This is a genomic window from Azospirillum sp. TSO22-1, from assembly GCF_003116015.1.
Lineage (GTDB): Bacteria > Pseudomonadota > Alphaproteobacteria > Azospirillales > Azospirillaceae > Azospirillum.
On the sequence record NZ_LGQZ01000187.1, the window covers coordinates 16,612 to 31,153 of the forward strand.

A 14,542-nucleotide genomic window follows, 5' to 3' on the forward strand; every position below is an offset into this window, starting at 1 on the left:
GGGGCTTTGACGGCCACAAACGCATCACTCGCCCCCCTGGTACGGATGCCGCTCGTGCCAGTGCCGGGCGATGTCCACGCGGCGGCAGAACCACACGCCCTCATGCCCGGCGGCGTAGTCCAGGAAACGCTCCAGCGCCTTGATGCGCCCCGGCTTGCCGGCGAGGCGGCAGTGCAGGCCGACCGACATCATGCGCGGCGTCTCCGCCCCCTCCTCGTACAGCGCGTCGAAGCTGTCCTTCAGGTAGGTGAAGAACTGGTCGCCGCTGTTGAAGCCCTGCACCTGGGTGAAGCGCATGTCGTTGCAGTCGAGCGTGTAGGGCACGATCAGCTGCGGCCCGCCCGCCACCAGTTCCCAGTGCGGCAGGTCGTCGTCGTAGGAGTCGGCGTCGTAGAGGAAGCCGCCGTACTCCGCCACCAGCCGCCGCGTGTTCGGGCCGACGCGGCCGGTGTACCAGCCCAAGGGTCGGCTGCCGGCGACCCGCGTCAGGATCTCCATGGCGCGGTGCAGGTGCTCGCGCTCCTGCGCCTCGTCCATGTCCTGGTAGTTGATCCAGCGCCAGCCGTGGCTGGCGATCTCGTGCCCGGCGTCCACCATGGCGCGGATCACCTCCGGGTGCCGCTCGGCCGCCATGGCGACGGCGAAGACGGTGAGCGGGACGCCCTTGCGCTCGAACAGCTTCAGCAGGCGCCAGACGCCGACGCGCGAGCCGTACTCGTACAGCGACTCCATGGGCATGCTGCGCCGGCCGGGCAGCGGCTGCGCCGCGACCATCTCCGACAGGAAGGCCTCCGACGCCACGTCGCCGTGCAGGATGTTGTTCTCGCCGCCCTCCTCGTAGTTGAGGACGCACTGCACCGCGATGCGCGCCCCGCCGGGCCAGTCGGCCTCGGGCGGGGTCTGGCCGTAGCCGATGAGATCCCTGGGATAGCCGGAACCGGACATGCCTCACCCCCTGCTGCGCTGCATTCCCATGATAATCGACGAAAAGCGGCGGTACCTTTCGGATCGGTTTGAAAGTCTTTCCCCGGCACCCCCTGTTAGACCCGGGCGCCAGCGTCGATATACTTCCCTAACATACGGCGGAAGACCGGGAAGAGGAGACGATATGAGCACCGGTGGACGGCTCACCACCCATGTCCTCGACACCACGCACGGCCGGCCCGGCGCCGGCATCGCGGTCACCCTCTACCGCGTCGAGGCCGAGCAGCGCATCTGGGTGCTCGACGCCCGCACCAACGCCGACGGGCGCTGCGACGTGCCGCTGCTGGCCGGCGAGACCATGAAGCCCGGCTGCTACGAACTGGTGTTCAAGGTCGGCGCCTATTTCCGCGCGCTGGGGGTGGCGCTGGACGAGCCGGCGTTCCTCGACGTCATCCCGATCCGCTTCGCGATCTCGGCGGCCGAGCAGCACTACCACGTGCCGCTGCTGGTCTCGCCCTACGGCTATTCCACCTACCGGGGCAGCTGAGCGATGCGCGTGCGCGACACCCTCCGCTTCCTGCTGGGCGACGAGCCGCGCGAGCTCCGCGACGTCGATCCGAGCATGACCGTGCTCGACTGGCTGCGGCTGGAGGAGCGGCGCACCGGCACCAAGGAAGGCTGCAACGAGGGCGACTGCGGCGCCTGCACCGTGGTGGTCGGCCGGCTCGACGGGGACCGCCTGCGCTACGAGGCCGTCAACGCCTGCATCCGCTTCCTGCCCACCCTGGACGGCTGCCAGTTGCTGACCGTCGAGCACCTGAAGGGGCCGGACGGCGCGCTGCACCCGGTGCAGCAGGCCATGGTGGACGAGCACGGCTCGCAATGCGGCTTCTGCACGCCGGGCTTCGTCATGTCCATGCTGGCTCTGTACCTGAACGAGGAACGTCCGGCCGAGGATCGCATCGACGACGCGCTGGCCGGCAACCTGTGCCGCTGCACCGGCTACGCCCCCATCGTCCGCGCCGCGCAACGCATGTACGACCTGGGCGACCGCGCCCGGGACCGCTTCGCCCTGGCCACCGAGGCAGTCGCCGAACGGCTGCGCGCCTTGCGGGACGAGGAGGTGCTGTGCGTCGGCCGCGATGGGCGCCGCTTCTTCGCCCCGGCCACCGAGGGGCAGTTCGCCGACCTGCTGCTGCAGCATCCGGACGCCACCATCGTCTCCGGCGCCACCGACGTCGGGCTGTGGGTCACCAAATTCCAGCGCGTGCTGCCCGACATCGTCTGGACCGGCCGCGTCGCCGAGCTGAGGCGTCTGCACGAGACCGACGCCGCGCTGGAGATCGGCGCCGCCGTCACCTACACCGACGCCGCCGACGCCATAGCCGCCCTCTACCCCGACTTCGGCGAGCTGATCCGCCGCATCGGCGCGGTGCAGGTGCGCAACGCCGGTACCATCGGCGGCAACGTCGCCAACGGCTCGCCCATCGGCGACACGCCGCCGGCGCTGATCGCCGCCGGGGCGACGGTGGTGCTGCGCCTGGGGATCGAGCGGCGCACGCTGCCGCTGGAGGACTTCTTCCTCGCCTACGGCAAGCAGGATCGCCGCCCAGGCGAGTTCGTCGAGAAGATCGTCCTGCCCAGGCCCGCCCCCGGCGCGCTGTTCCGCGCCTACAAGGTGTCGAAGCGCTTCGATCAGGACATCTCGGCCGTCTGCGGCGCCTTCCTGGTCGAGTTGGACAACGGCCGCGTCAGCCGAGCCCGCCTCGCCTTTGGGGGCATGGCGGCGACGCCGAAGCGCGCGGCGGCGGCCGAGGCCGCGCTGGTCGGCCAGTCCTGGAGCGAGGCCAGCGTGCGGCGCGCCATGGCGGCGCTGCGGGAGGACTTCACGCCGCTGGCCGACTGGCGCGCCGGCGCCGACTACCGCGCCACGGTGGCGGCCAACCTGCTGCTGAAGCTGTTCGTCGAGACGACGGAGGAGGAGGCCGCCACCCGCCTCGTCGGCCCGGGGAGGCTCGCCCATGCCTGACACGCCGCAGCCGCTCACCATCGCCGGAGGTGTTTACCAGGAGCGCCGCCACGACAGCGCCCACAAGCACGTCAGCGGCGAGGCCGTCTACGTCGACGACATGCCGGAGCCCGCCGGGCTGCTGCACGTCTATCTCGGCCTGTCGGCGAAGGCGCACGCGCGCGTGCTGTCGATGGACCTGTCCAAGGTCCGGGCATCTCCCGGCGTGGTCGCGGTGTTCACCGCCGGCGACGTGCCCGGCGAGAACGACGTCAGCCCGATGGGCCGCCACGACGAGCCGCTGTTCGCCTCCACCCTCGTCGAGTACGCCGGCCAGCCGTTGTTCGCCGTCGCTGCGACCACCCGCGACGCCGCCCGCCGCGCCGCCGGGCTGGCCGCGGTGGAGTACGAGGACGTGCCGGCGGTGCTCGACATCGCCACGGCGCGGCAGAACCCGCAGCTGGTCTTCCCGCCGATGACGCTGAAGACCGGCGACGCCGCGGCGGCCTTGGCGCAGGCGCCGCGCACCGTCTCCGGTCGGCTCGTCATGGGCGGGCAGGAGCACTTCTACCTGGAGAGCCACGCCGCGCTGGCCATCCCGGCCGAGGACGACGAGGTGCTGGTGCATGCCTCCACCCAGCACCCGACCGAGGTGCAGCACATCGTCGCCCACGTGCTGGGCGTACCGGACGGCGCCGTGGCGATCGAAGTGCGGCGCATGGGCGGCGGCTTCGGCGGCAAGGAGACGCAGGCCAACCTGTTCGCCGCCTGCGTGGCGCTGGTCGCCAAGAAGACCGGCCGCGCCGCCAAGATCCGCCCGGACCGCGACGACGACATGATCATCACCGGCAAGCGCCACGACTTCGAGGTCGACTACACCGTCGGCTTCGACGAGGAGGGGCGCATCCTCGCCGTCGACATGGTCTACGCGGCGCGCTGCGGCTACGCCGCCGACCTGTCGGGGCCGGTGACCGACCGGGCGCTGTTCCACGCCGACAACGGCTATTACTACCCGGCCGCGCGCATCGAATCGCTGCCGCTGAAGACCAACACGGTATCCAACACCGCCTTCCGCGGCTTCGGCGGCCCGCAGGGCATGGTCGGCGCCGAGCGCGTCGTCGAGGAGATCGCCTTCGCGCTGGGCAAGGACCCGCTGGAGATCCGCAAGCGCAACCTCTACGGCCCCGGCCGCGACGTCACGCCCTACAAGCAGACGGTCGAGGACAACATCCTCCCCGAGCTGGTCGCCCAGTTGGAGGAGGAGAGCCGCTACTGGGACCGCCGCGCCCAGGTCCGCGCCTTCAACGCGGCCAACCGCTGGCTGCGCAAGGGGCTGGCGCTGACGCCGGTGAAGTTCGGCATCTCGTTCACCGCCACGCACTACAACCAGGGCAGCGCCCTGGTGCACGTCTACACCGACGGCTCCATCCACCTGAACCACGGCGGCACCGAGATGGGCCAGGGCCTGCACACCAAGGTGGCGCAGGTGGTCGCCGAGGAGTTCCAGGTCGACATCGACCGCGTGCGCATCACCGCCACCACCACCGCCAAGGTGCCGAACACCTCGGCCACCGCGGCGTCCAGCGGCACCGACCTCAACGGCCGGGCGGCGCAGAACGCCGCACGCACCATCAAGGACCGCCTGATCGACTTCGCCGCCGAACACTGGGGCGTGCCGCGCGACGCCGTGCTGTTCCGCGCCGGGCGGGTGCACGTCGGCAACCACGCCATGGACTTCGCCGACCTCATCAAGGCGGCCTACATGGCGCGGGTGCACCTGTCCTCCACCGGCTTCTACAAGACGCCGCACATCCATTGGAACCGCGGCACCGGCGAGGGGCGGCCGTTCTTCTACTTCGCCTACGGCGCCGCCGTGTCCGAGGTGACGGTGGACACGCTGACCGGCGAGTACCGCCTCGACCGCGTCGACATCCTGCACGACGTCGGGCGCTCGCTGAACCCGGCCATCGACCGCGGGCAGGTGGAGGGCGGCTTCGTCCAGGGCGCGGGCTGGCTGACCATGGAGGAGCTGTGGTGGGACAAGGAGGGCCGGCTGCGCACGCACGCCCCCTCGACCTACAAGATCCCGGCCTGCGGCGACCGGCCAAAGACCTTCAACGTCCGCTTCTTCGACGCGCCGAACCGCGAGGACAACCTGTTCCGCTCCAAGGCGGTGGGCGAGCCGCCGTTCATGTTGGGCATCTCGGTGCTGCACGCGCTGTCCGACGCGGTGGCGAGCGTCGCCGACCACAAGGTCTGCCCGCGCCTCGACGCCCCGGCGACGCCGGAGCGCGTGCTGGCCGCCATCGAGCGGCTGCGCGGACCATGACCGGCCTCGCCGCCACGCTGCGGGACTGGCTGGCGCGCGGCGAGCCGGTGGTGTTGGTGACCATCGCCGAGGCGCGCGGCTCCACGCCGCGCGAGGCCGGGGCGTGCATGCTGGTGGGGCGGAGCGCGGCGCTCGGCACCGTCGGCGGCGGCCGGCTGGAATGGGAGGCGGTGGAGACCGCGCGGCGCATGCTGGACGGCGGCCCGGCGGTGGAGGCGCTGGGCATGCCGCTGGGACCGGCGCTCGGTCAGTGCTGCGGCGGGCACGTGACGCTGCGGCTGGAGCGGGCGGACAGCGGAACGCAGGCGCGCCTTGAGGACGACGAGCGGCGCGAAGCGGAGCGCCGCCCGACCGTGCTGTTGTTCGGCGCGGGGCACGTCGGCAAGGCCATCGCGTCGGCGCTGGCGCCCCTGCCGTTGGCGGTGCGCTGGATCGACGAGCGGGCGCACGAGTTTCCCGAGCCGATGCCTCCCTGCGTGCAGAGGGTGGTCAGCGCCAACGCGCTGGACCACGTCACGGCGGCTCCGTCCGGAAGCGGCTACCTGATCCTGACGCACAGCCACGCGCTTGACTTCACTATCGCCGCGGCGGTGCTCGACCGCGGCGACGCCGCTTACGCCGGCCTGATCGGCTCCGCCACCAAGCGACGGCGCTTCGAGCGTGAATACCTGGCGCGTGGGCGGGATCCGGCGGCCTTGGAACGCCTGAGCTGCCCCATCGGCGGCGCGCTGAAGGGCGACAAGCGTCCGGAAGTGATCGCTGCGCTAGCCGTGGCGGAGGTGCTCGTGAATGCCCTCTCCCGTCCCGGGAGAGGGAGGGACCCGCTCGAAGAGCGGGAGGGTGAGGGCAAATCCGAGGATCCTTGCTCGTACCCTCACCCGGCCGGCTCCGCCGGCCACCCTCTCCCGGGGCGGGAGAGGGTTTAGGGTGCCGCCATGCCGGACGTCATCTACCTCGATCACCTCGCCTCGACGCCGCTCGACCCGGCGGTGCTGGAGGCGATGCTGCCGTGGCTGGCGCACGCCGCCAACCCGCACGCACGCCACCGGCCCGGCTGGGCCGCCGCCGCCGCCATCGACGCCGCCCGCGCTGAGGTGGCCGTCCTGGTCGGCGCCAGACCCGGCGAGGTGGTCTTCACCTCCGGCGCCACCGAGGCGAACAACCTCGCCCTGCTCGGCGCGCGTCCGGAGGATGGGCGGGTGCTCGCCTCCGCCGTCGAGCACCCGAGCGTGCTGGACTGCGTGGACGGGCGCCTGCCGGTGGACCGGCGCGGCGTGGTCGACCTGAACCGCCTGGAAGCGGCGTTGCGCGCCGGCCCGGCGCTGGTCTCCGTCATGGCCGCCAACAACGAGATCGGCACGCTCCAGCCGCTCGCCGGGATCGCCGCGCTGTGCCGCGCCCACGGCGCGCTGTTCCACTGCGACGCCGCGCAGTGGCCGGTGCCGATGGACGGCATCGACCTGCTGAGCCTGTCCGGCCACAAGCTGTACGGCCCGCAGGGCATCGGCGCGCTGGTGGTCCGGGACGGCGTCGCGCTGCGCCCGCTGATGCGCGGCGGCCACCAGCAGAACGGCCGACGCGCCGGCACGCTGCCGACCGCGCTGTGCGTCGGTCTCGGCGAGGCCTGCCGGCTGGCCCGCCTGCGCCGCGACGAGGACACGCGACGCATTGCGGCGTTGCGAGACCGGCTGTTCCAAAAGCTGTCGGGTCGGCTCGATGTCCGCCGCACCAGCCCGGCCGAGGGTTGCCTGCCCGGCTGCCTGAACATCGTGGTGCCGGGCGTGGACGCCGCCGACCTGCTGCTCGACTTGGCCGACGTGGCGCTGTCCACCGGCTCCGCCTGCTCGACCGACCGCACCGGGCCGTCGCACGTGCTGCTGGCGCTGGGCCTCACCCCGGAGGATGCGCACGCCTCCTTCCGCTTCGGCCTCGGCCGCACCACCACGGACGCGGAGATCGACGAAGCCGCCGAGCGCTTCGCCGCCGCCGTCACAGCAGCGCGTCGGGGCTCATCGCCATGAGGTCGGCCCGCACGTTCTCCGCGAAGAAGTCGATGAAGGCGCGAATCTTCGCCGGCAGCAGGCTGCGGTGCGGGTAGAGCACCGCCAGGCTCACCGGCTCCGGCGGAAACCGCGGCAGCACGACGCGCAACGCCCCGCTCGCCAGATGCTCGCCGACCTCCCACACCGGCTTCAGCACGATGCCCTGCCCGTCCAGCGCCCAGCGCGTCAGCACGTCGCCGTCGTCGGCGTCGAAATGCCCGCTGACCGACAGGCTCATCGGCCCCTCCGGCCCCTGCAGGGTCCACTGGAACTGCTGGGTGCCGGGAAAGCGCAGCAGCAGGCAGTGGTGGTCCAGCAGATCCTCCGGCCGCTCCGGCGCGCCGTGCGTCTCCAGGTAGGAGGGCGCCGCGCACAGCACCCGCCGCAGGTCCGCCACCTTGCGCACGACGAAGCTGGAATCCTTCAGCACCGCCATGCGGATGGCGACGTCCGCCGCCTCGCGCAGCAGGTCGAGCATGTGGTCGGACAGCCGCAGCCGCACGTCCACCAGCGGGTGCAGGGCGCGGAACCGCGGCACCATCGGCGCCAGCACCCGCCGCCCGAAGCCCAAGGGCGCCGTCACCCGCAGGCTGCCGGCCGGCGCCCCGCCGACCGCGGCGACGCTGCTCTCCGCCCGCTCGGCCGCCTCCAGCACCTCCTGGCAATGCTCGTAGAACACCCGGCCGGCCTCGGTCAGCGAGACCTGCCGCGTGGTGCGGTTCAGCAGACGGACGTTGAGGTGCTCCTCCAGGTTCTGCAGGCGGTGGCTGACCACGGCCGGCGACAGCCGCAGGTTCCGCCCGGCGGCCGACAGGCTGCCCAACTCCACCACCCGCACGAACACCCGCATGTTCTCCAGCAACGCCACGGCCATCCCCTCGCATGCGGGAAAAATCATTCCACCTTTCCGGATTTTTTGAAAGTGCTGCCGCCCAGCCGACGCTTCCCGCGGCGCACACCGGCACCGTACACTTCACCCGAACGACCCCGCCCGCGAGGAGCGCCATGGAACCGATCGTCTGGGAGTGGATCAACGTCGCCGCGCGCTGGCTGCACGTCGTCACGGCGGTGGCGTGGATCGGGTCGTCCTTCTACTTCATCCACCTTGACCTCTCGCTGAGGAAGCGCCCGCACCTGGCCGAGGGCACGCAGGGCGAGGCGTGGCAGATCCACGGCGGCGGCTTCTACAACATGGTCAAGTACCTGGTCGCCCCGCCGCAGCTGCCCAAGGAACTCACGTGGTTCAAGTGGGAGTCCTACAGCACGTGGCTCAGCGGCTTCTTCCTGCTGGTGGTGCTGTACCACCGCGGCGCCGACCTGCTGCTGATCGATCCCGCGGTGCTCGACCTGCCCTGGTGGGGCGCGGTGCTGGCGAGCCTCGCGTCGCTGGCGCTCGGCTGGCTGGTCTACGACGCGCTGTGCAAGTCGCCCCTGGGCAAGGACGACACGCGGCTGGCGCTGGCCGGCTACGTGTTCCTGGTGGCGGTGGCCTGGGGACTGACGCAGGTGTTCAGCGGGCGTGGCGCGCTGCTGCACCTGGGCGCGCTGATCGGCACCATGATGTCGGCCAACGTCTTCCTGATCATCATCCCCAACCAGCGCAAGACCGTCGACGCCATGCTGCGCGGCGAGGCGCCCGACCCGGCCCTGGGCAAGCAGGCCAAGCAGCGCTCGCTGCACAACAACTACCTGACGCTGCCGGTCGTCTTCTTCATGATCAGCAACCACTACCCGCTGGCGTTCGGCACCCGGTACAACTGGGTGATCGCCGCCATCGTGCTGGTGATGGGAGCGGTGATCCGCCACTTCTTCAATTCCAAGCACGCCGGCAAGCCGGCGCCCTGGTGGACCTGGGCGGCGGCGGCGGCGGGCTTGCTGGCCATCGCCTGGCTCAGCACCGCCGGCCCGAAGGACTCCGGCCTCGCGGCGGCGCCGACCCGTGTCGGCTTCGCGGAGATCGAGGAGATCGTCTCGACCCGATGCAGCATGTGCCACGCCGCCTCCCCCGTCTGGGCCGGGATCCACGAGGCCCCGCACGGCGTTCGCCTGGACAGCGCCGAGGCGATCCGCCGGCACGCCGGGCCGATCCGCATGCAGGCGGGCCTGTCCGACGCCATGCCGCCCGGCAACGTCACCGGCATCACCCCGGAGGAGCGCCGGATCCTCGCCACCTGGACCGCCCCATGACCGACACCCGCGCCATCCGCGGCCGCCTGCTGACCTTCACCGCCGAGCCCGCCGGGCCGGGCGATTCCGGTGCGTACCGCTACCTCTCAGACGGCCTGCTGCGGATCGAAGATGGCCGAATCGCCGCCATCGGCCCGGCCGCAGACCTGCTGCCGTCCCTGCCGCCCGGCACGCCGGTGGAGCACCACCCGGACGCCCTGGTGATCCCGGGCTTCATCGACCCGCACATCCACTTCCCGCAGACGCAGGTGATCGCGTCCTACGGCGCGCAGCTGCTGGACTGGCTGGAAAAGTACACCTTCGTCGAGGAGCAGAAGTACGCCGACCCGGCGCACGCCGCCGCCAACGCCCGCTTCTTCCTGGATGAGCTGCTGCGCAACGGCACGACGACGGCGGCCGTCTACTGCACCGTGCACCCGCAGTCGGCGGACGCCTTCTTCGCCGAATCCGAGCGGCGCGGCACCGCGATGATCGCCGGCAAGGTGATGATGGACCACGGCGCGCCCGACGCGCTGCGCGACACGGCGCGCAGCGGTTACGACGACAGCAAGGCGCTCATCGCCCGCTGGCACGGCCGCGGCCGGCAGCGCTACGCCGTCACCCCGCGCTTCGCCGTCACCTCGACGGAGGAGCAGCTGGCGGCGGCCGGCGCGCTGCTGCGCGAGCACCCCGACTGCTACCTGCAGACCCACCTGTCGGAAAACCGTGCCGAGATCGCCGCGGTGCGCGCCCGCTTCCCCTGGGGGAACCACTACACCGACGTCTACGACCGGCACGGGCTGCTCGGCCCCCGCTCGCTGTTCGGGCACTGCATCCACCTGGAGGACGACGAGGTGCGGCGGCTGGCCGAGACCGGCTCGGTGGCGGTGTTCTGCCCGACCTCCAACCTGTTCATGGGCAGTGGCCTGTTCGACAGGGCGCGGCTGACGGGGCACGTGCCGCCGGTGCGCACCGCGCTGGCGACCGATATCGGCGGCGGCACCAGCTATTCGATGCTGCGCACCGCGGCCGAGGCGTACAAGGTGCTCCAGCTGCAAGGCCAGAACCTGCCGGCGCTGACCGCCTTCCACGCCATGACCCGCGGCAACGCCGAGGCGCTGGGCCTGCGCGGCGAAGTCGGCTCGCTGGAGCCCGGCTGCTGGGCCGACGTGGTGGTGCTGGATTCCCACGCCACACCGGCGATGGCGCACCGCATGGAGACGGTGCGCGACGACCTGGAGGAGGAGCTGTTCGTCCTGATGACGCTCGGCGACGACCGGGCGGTCAAGGCGACGTACGTGCAAGGGAAGTGCGCGTTCCCGTAACCTTACGCCGGCCCGCCTGTTTTCCCTGCATGGACTGCATCGTGTGCACGATTCCGCCGGCGCTGCTGGCGCTGGCTTTGTCCGGCTGCGTGGCGGGGCTGATGGCCGACGCGGGCTCCGTGGGCATGTCGGGAAAGACGCTGGCCGACCACGCGCTCGACACCCTTACCGGCATGGACTGCCGCATCGTCGAGGGGATGACCCGCCCCGACCGCAACATCTGCGAGCCGCGCGGCTCGCTGGCGACGATGCACGACTACAAGGGATTCGGGCTGCCTCCGGTCGACCCGACCTACGAACCGCCGCCGCACAGCCGGTGAGGGAGCGCCGGCTCAGCTCCGGTTGCGGAACAGTTCGGCCAACGCCACGGCGGTCGCCACGCCAGCGTTCAGGCTCTCCAGGCCCGGACGGCCGCCGGGGATGCGCACCAGCACGTCGCAGATGTCGGCGGTGCGCAGGCGCAATCCCTCGCCCTCGGCGCCGACCACGAAGACCGCCTTCTCGGCAAACTCGGTCTGCGCCAGGGTCTTCTCGCCGCGCTCGTCCAGGCCGTAGACCCAGAAGCCCAGTTCCTTCATCTTCTCCAGCGCGCGGGCCAGGTTGGTGACGCGGTAGATCTTGACGAACTCCGCCCCGCCCACCGCCACTCGGACGGCGGTGGAGGTGACGTCGACCGCCCGGTTCTTCAGGAACACCACCGCGTCGACGCCGAAGAACGCGGCGTTGCGCAGGATGGTGCCGAGGTTCTGCGGGTTGGTGATCTGGTCCAGCACCAGCACCGACTTGGCGTCGGCCAGCGAGCCCAGATCGTACTCGTCGAGGATCGTGCGCGGCTCGGTGAAGACGCAGACACCCTGGTGGTTGTCGCTGTCGGTCATCTTGCCCGACTTGAGGAACTTGTCCCAGGGCAGGATCTCCGGCTTGATGCCGTGCTTGCGCGCCAGTTCGAGGAACTCCTCCGGCGGCTCCATCTTGCCGGACAGCAGAAGCATCCGCCGGACGTCCTCGGGGCGGGTCATGAACACCGCCCGGACGGAGTGCTTTCCATAAACGATGTCCATAGCGCCGGCTTCACCGAAGAGGTTGCGAATCGGAAGACGGCTATCTGCCACATCACCCGGGTTCGCACAAGCGCCGCGGGCCGGAAGCGGCGCCGGGGCCGCCTCCGGCGCGCCGCATCACTTGCCGATGATGACCTCGGACGACTTGATGATGGCGACCACCGCATCGCCGTCCTTCAGGCCGAGGTCGTCGATGGTCTCCGCCGTCACGGTCGAGGTGATGGTGTTGCCGCCACCCACGTCGATCTTCACCTTGGCCGAGATCGGCCCCTTGTCGACGGAGATGACGGTGCCCTTGAGCTGGTTGCGGGCGCTGAGCTTCATGATCGGTTTCCCTGATGATGCGGGCATGGATCCGCATTTCCGCACATGGAATGCGCGGACTGCACGGATTTTGACCACATGATTACTGCGCACGAGCGTCCGCTTGACACTGATTCGGGCGTCAGTCGGCCGTTCTCCTTTCGTCGGATCGCGTAATGCTGTCCGACGATCTTGAGAATACAGGCTTCCCTTCCGCCGTCAACCGCGTTATGTAGTTTCAATATATATCGCTTCGACGGGGACGGCCCATGACCGTTCGTGCCCAGGTTTCCTTCGCCGCACCCAGCGGCTCGCCGGTCGGGCGGGAGCGCATCCGCCTGCTCGAGGCGGTGGCGCGCGAGGGCAGCATCTCCGCCGCGGCGCGGGCGATGGGGATCACCTACAAGGCGGCGTGGGACGCCATCGACGCCATGAACAACCTGTTCGGCAGCCCGCTGGTGGCCGGACAGACCGGCGGCAGGCGCGGCGGCGGCGCCGCGCTGACGCCCGAGGGCCTGCGGCTGGTCGAAACCTTCCACCGCCTGGAGGGTGAACTGGCCCGCGCCTTCCACGCGCTGGAGCCGGAGCTGACCGGGACCGGCCTCTCCGCCGCCAACCTCATGTGGGGATTCTTCATGCGCACCAGCGCCCGCAATGCGCTGCGCGGCAGCGTCGCCGCCGTCACCGACGGCGCGGTGAACGCCGAGGTGGCGCTCCGGGTGTCCGACCGGACCACCCTGACCGCCGTGATCACCCGCGACAGCGTGCGCGACCTGGGCCTGTTCCCGGGGCGCGAGGCGACGGCGCTGATCAAGGCCCCCTTCGTCATCCTCGCCCCCGCCGGCGAGGCGCGCCGCACCTCGGTGCGCAACCGGGTCGAGGGCACCGTCTGCCGCCGCGAGGACGGCGCGGTCAACGCCGAGATCACCCTCGACATCGGCGGCGGCAAGACCCTGACCGCCATCATCACCCGGCACAGCGCCGACGACCTCGGCCTCACGGCCGGCCAGCCGGCCTGCGCGCTGATCGACGCCGCACACATCATCCTGGCCGTCGACTGAAGAAAGGAGTCCCCCGAATGAAGAAGCTTCTGCTCACCGCCGTCGTTCTGCTGTCGGCCGGCGCGGCGCAGGCCGGCGAGACCAACGTCGCCGTGGCCGCCAATTTCACCGAGCCGGCCAAGGAGATCGCCAAGGCCTTCGAGGCGAAGACCGGCCACACCGCGGTGCTGAGCTTCGGCGCCACCGGCCAGTTCTACGCCCAGATCAAGCAGGACGCGCCATTCGCCGTCTTCCTGGCGGCCGATGACAGCACGCCGGCCAAGGCGGTCGAAGAGGGACTGGCGGTCGGCGAGACGCGCTTCACCTACGCCATCGGCCGCCTGGTGCTGTGGAGCAAGGACCCGGCCAAGGTCGGCGGCGAGGAGACGCTGAAGACGGCGGCCTTCGAGAAGATCGCCATCGCCAACCCGGCGGTCGCCCCCTACGGCCTCGCCGCGGTGCAGGCGATGAAGAAGATGGGGGTGTACGAGGCGCTGCAGCCGAAGCTGGTGCAGGGCAACACCATCGCCCAGGCCTACCAGTTCGCCGAGACCGGCAACGCCGAGGTCGGCTTCGTGGCGCTCTCCCAGGTCATCACCAGGAACGAGGGCTCGCGCTGGCTGGTGCCCGACCTGCTGCACGACCCGATCCGCCAGGACGCCGTGCTGCTCAAGAAGGGCAGCAATGACGAGGCGGCCAAGGCGTTCCTCGCCTTCCTCAAGGGCCCCGAGGCCGGCGCGGTGATCGCCAGGTACGGCTACGGCACCACCGCCTCCAACTGACCATGTCGATCTGGCCGCCCATCGTCCTGACGCTGAAGCTGGCGACGCTGACCACGCTCATCCTGCTGCTGCTCGGCACGCCGCTGGCGTGGTGGCTGGCCCGCTCGCGGGCGTGGTGGAAGGAGGCGGTGGCCACCGTGGTGGCGCTGCCGCTGGTGCTGCCGCCCACCGTGCTGGGCTTCTACCTGCTGATGCTGCTGGGGCCGTACGGCCCCGGCGGTTGGCTGGCTGGCCTGTGGGGCGGGCGCTCGCTCGCCTTCAGCTTCGAGGGGCTGCTGATCGGCTCGATCCTCTACTCCATGCCCTTCGTCGTGCAGCCGATCCGCAACGCCTTCGAGGCGGTCGGCGCCCGTCCGCTGGAGGCGGCGGCGACGCTGCGTGCCGCGCCGCTCGACAGCTTCTTCACGGTGGCGGTGCCGCTGGCCCGGCGCGGCTTCCTCACCGGGGCGGTGCTCGGCTTCGCCCACACCATGGGCGAGTTCGGCGTGGTGCTGATGATCGGCGGCAACATCCCGGGCAGGACGCGGGTGCTGTCGGTGGCCATCCTCGACTATGTGGAGAC

The 14,542-nt window shown here is 71.0% G+C and carries 15 protein-coding genes; 11 read left to right on the forward strand and 4 right to left on the reverse strand.

Annotation, left to right across the window (positions count from 1 at the left end; genetic code table 11):
- Nucleotides 1-24: 24 nt before the first annotated feature.
- A complete protein-coding gene (gene puuE / locus TSO221_RS33000; RefSeq protein ID WP_109122702.1) occupies nt 25-945 on the reverse strand; it encodes an allantoinase PuuE in 921 nt (306 codons plus the stop codon).
- Nucleotides 946-1,108: 163 nt separating this feature from the next.
- Here puuE and uraH point away from each other — a divergent pair, with 163 nt between their 5' ends.
- From uraH to TSO221_RS33025, 5 genes are read left to right on the forward strand one after another with little or no spacing between them, the layout of a single operon-like run.
- The gene (uraH, locus tag TSO221_RS33005; protein WP_109122703.1) at nt 1,109-1,471 is read left to right on the forward strand and encodes a hydroxyisourate hydrolase; all 363 of its coding nucleotides are present in this window, start codon (nt 1,109-1,111) and stop codon (nt 1,469-1,471) included.
- A 9-nt stretch (nt 1,472-1,480) separates the two neighbouring features.
- Nucleotides 1,481-2,953: a xanthine dehydrogenase small subunit gene (gene xdhA / locus TSO221_RS33010; protein WP_109122716.1), complete on the forward strand. Its 1,473-nt coding sequence runs from the start codon at nt 1,481-1,483 to the stop codon at nt 2,951-2,953.
- Nucleotides 2,946-5,261: a xanthine dehydrogenase molybdopterin binding subunit gene (gene xdhB, locus TSO221_RS33015; RefSeq protein ID WP_109122704.1), complete on the forward strand. Its 2,316-nt coding sequence runs from the start codon at nt 2,946-2,948 to the stop codon at nt 5,259-5,261. Before xdhA ends, xdhB begins: the two co-directional genes overlap by 8 nt.
- On the forward strand, nt 5,258-6,187 hold the full coding sequence (xdhC, locus tag TSO221_RS33020; RefSeq protein WP_109122705.1) for a xanthine dehydrogenase accessory protein XdhC: 930 nt from the start codon (nt 5,258-5,260) through the stop codon (nt 6,185-6,187). Before xdhB ends, xdhC begins: the two co-directional genes overlap by 4 nt.
- 9 nt (nt 6,188-6,196) lie before the next feature.
- Nucleotides 6,197-7,282 carry a cysteine desulfurase family protein gene (locus TSO221_RS33025; RefSeq protein ID WP_109122706.1) on the forward strand — a complete coding sequence of 362 codons (1,086 nt, stop codon included), beginning with the start codon at nt 6,197-6,199 and terminating at the stop codon, nt 7,280-7,282.
- Here TSO221_RS33025 and TSO221_RS33030 read toward each other — a convergent pair.
- A complete protein-coding gene (locus TSO221_RS33030; protein WP_348770301.1) occupies nt 7,251-8,201 on the reverse strand; it encodes a LysR family transcriptional regulator in 951 nt (316 codons plus the stop codon). The two genes, TSO221_RS33025 and TSO221_RS33030, sit on opposite strands and share 32 nt — an antisense overlap.
- Before the next feature lie 107 nt (nt 8,202-8,308).
- On the opposite strand from TSO221_RS33030, the gene TSO221_RS33035 reads away from it, so the two are divergent.
- The 3 genes from TSO221_RS33035 to TSO221_RS33045 are packed head-to-tail and all read left to right on the forward strand — an operon-like array spanning nt 8,309 to nt 11,114.
- Nucleotides 8,309-9,490 carry a urate hydroxylase PuuD gene (locus tag TSO221_RS33035; protein ID WP_109122707.1) on the forward strand — a complete coding sequence of 394 codons (1,182 nt, stop codon included), beginning with the start codon at nt 8,309-8,311 and terminating at the stop codon, nt 9,488-9,490.
- Nucleotides 9,487-10,794 carry a guanine deaminase gene (gene guaD, locus TSO221_RS33040; RefSeq protein ID WP_109122708.1) on the forward strand — a complete coding sequence of 436 codons (1,308 nt, stop codon included), beginning with the start codon at nt 9,487-9,489 and terminating at the stop codon, nt 10,792-10,794. Before TSO221_RS33035 ends, guaD begins: the two co-directional genes overlap by 4 nt.
- Before the next feature lie 41 nt (nt 10,795-10,835).
- Nucleotides 10,836-11,114 (forward strand): hypothetical protein, encoded by a 279-nt coding sequence (locus tag TSO221_RS33045; protein ID WP_146208986.1) that lies wholly within the window; start codon nt 10,836-10,838, stop codon nt 11,112-11,114.
- Nucleotides 11,115-11,126: 12 nt separating this feature from the next.
- On the opposite strand, the gene rlmB is transcribed toward TSO221_RS33045, so the two are convergent.
- Nucleotides 11,127-11,855: a 23S rRNA (guanosine(2251)-2'-O)-methyltransferase RlmB gene (gene rlmB / locus TSO221_RS33050; protein WP_109122710.1), complete on the reverse strand. Its 729-nt coding sequence runs from the start codon at nt 11,853-11,855 to the stop codon at nt 11,127-11,129.
- A gap of 117 nt (nt 11,856-11,972) precedes the next feature.
- Entirely contained in the window at nt 11,973-12,179 is a 207-nt protein-coding gene (locus TSO221_RS33055) for a TOBE domain-containing protein (protein ID WP_109122711.1), read from the reverse strand.
- Nucleotides 12,180-12,427: 248 nt separating this feature from the next.
- Between TSO221_RS33055 and TSO221_RS33060 the strand changes: the two genes are divergently transcribed.
- From TSO221_RS33060 to modB, 3 genes are all read left to right on the forward strand, one after another.
- Nucleotides 12,428-13,219 (forward strand): TOBE domain-containing protein, encoded by a 792-nt coding sequence (locus TSO221_RS33060; protein WP_109122712.1) that lies wholly within the window; start codon nt 12,428-12,430, stop codon nt 13,217-13,219.
- A gap of 17 nt (nt 13,220-13,236) precedes the next feature.
- Nucleotides 13,237-13,980, forward strand: a complete 744-nt coding sequence (gene modA, locus TSO221_RS33065) for a molybdate ABC transporter substrate-binding protein (RefSeq protein WP_109122713.1) — start codon at nt 13,237-13,239, stop codon at nt 13,978-13,980.
- Between the two features lie 2 nt (nt 13,981-13,982).
- A partial coding sequence (modB, locus tag TSO221_RS33070) for a molybdate ABC transporter permease subunit (RefSeq protein WP_109122714.1) occupies nt 13,983-14,542 on the forward strand: 560 nt, incomplete at its 3' end.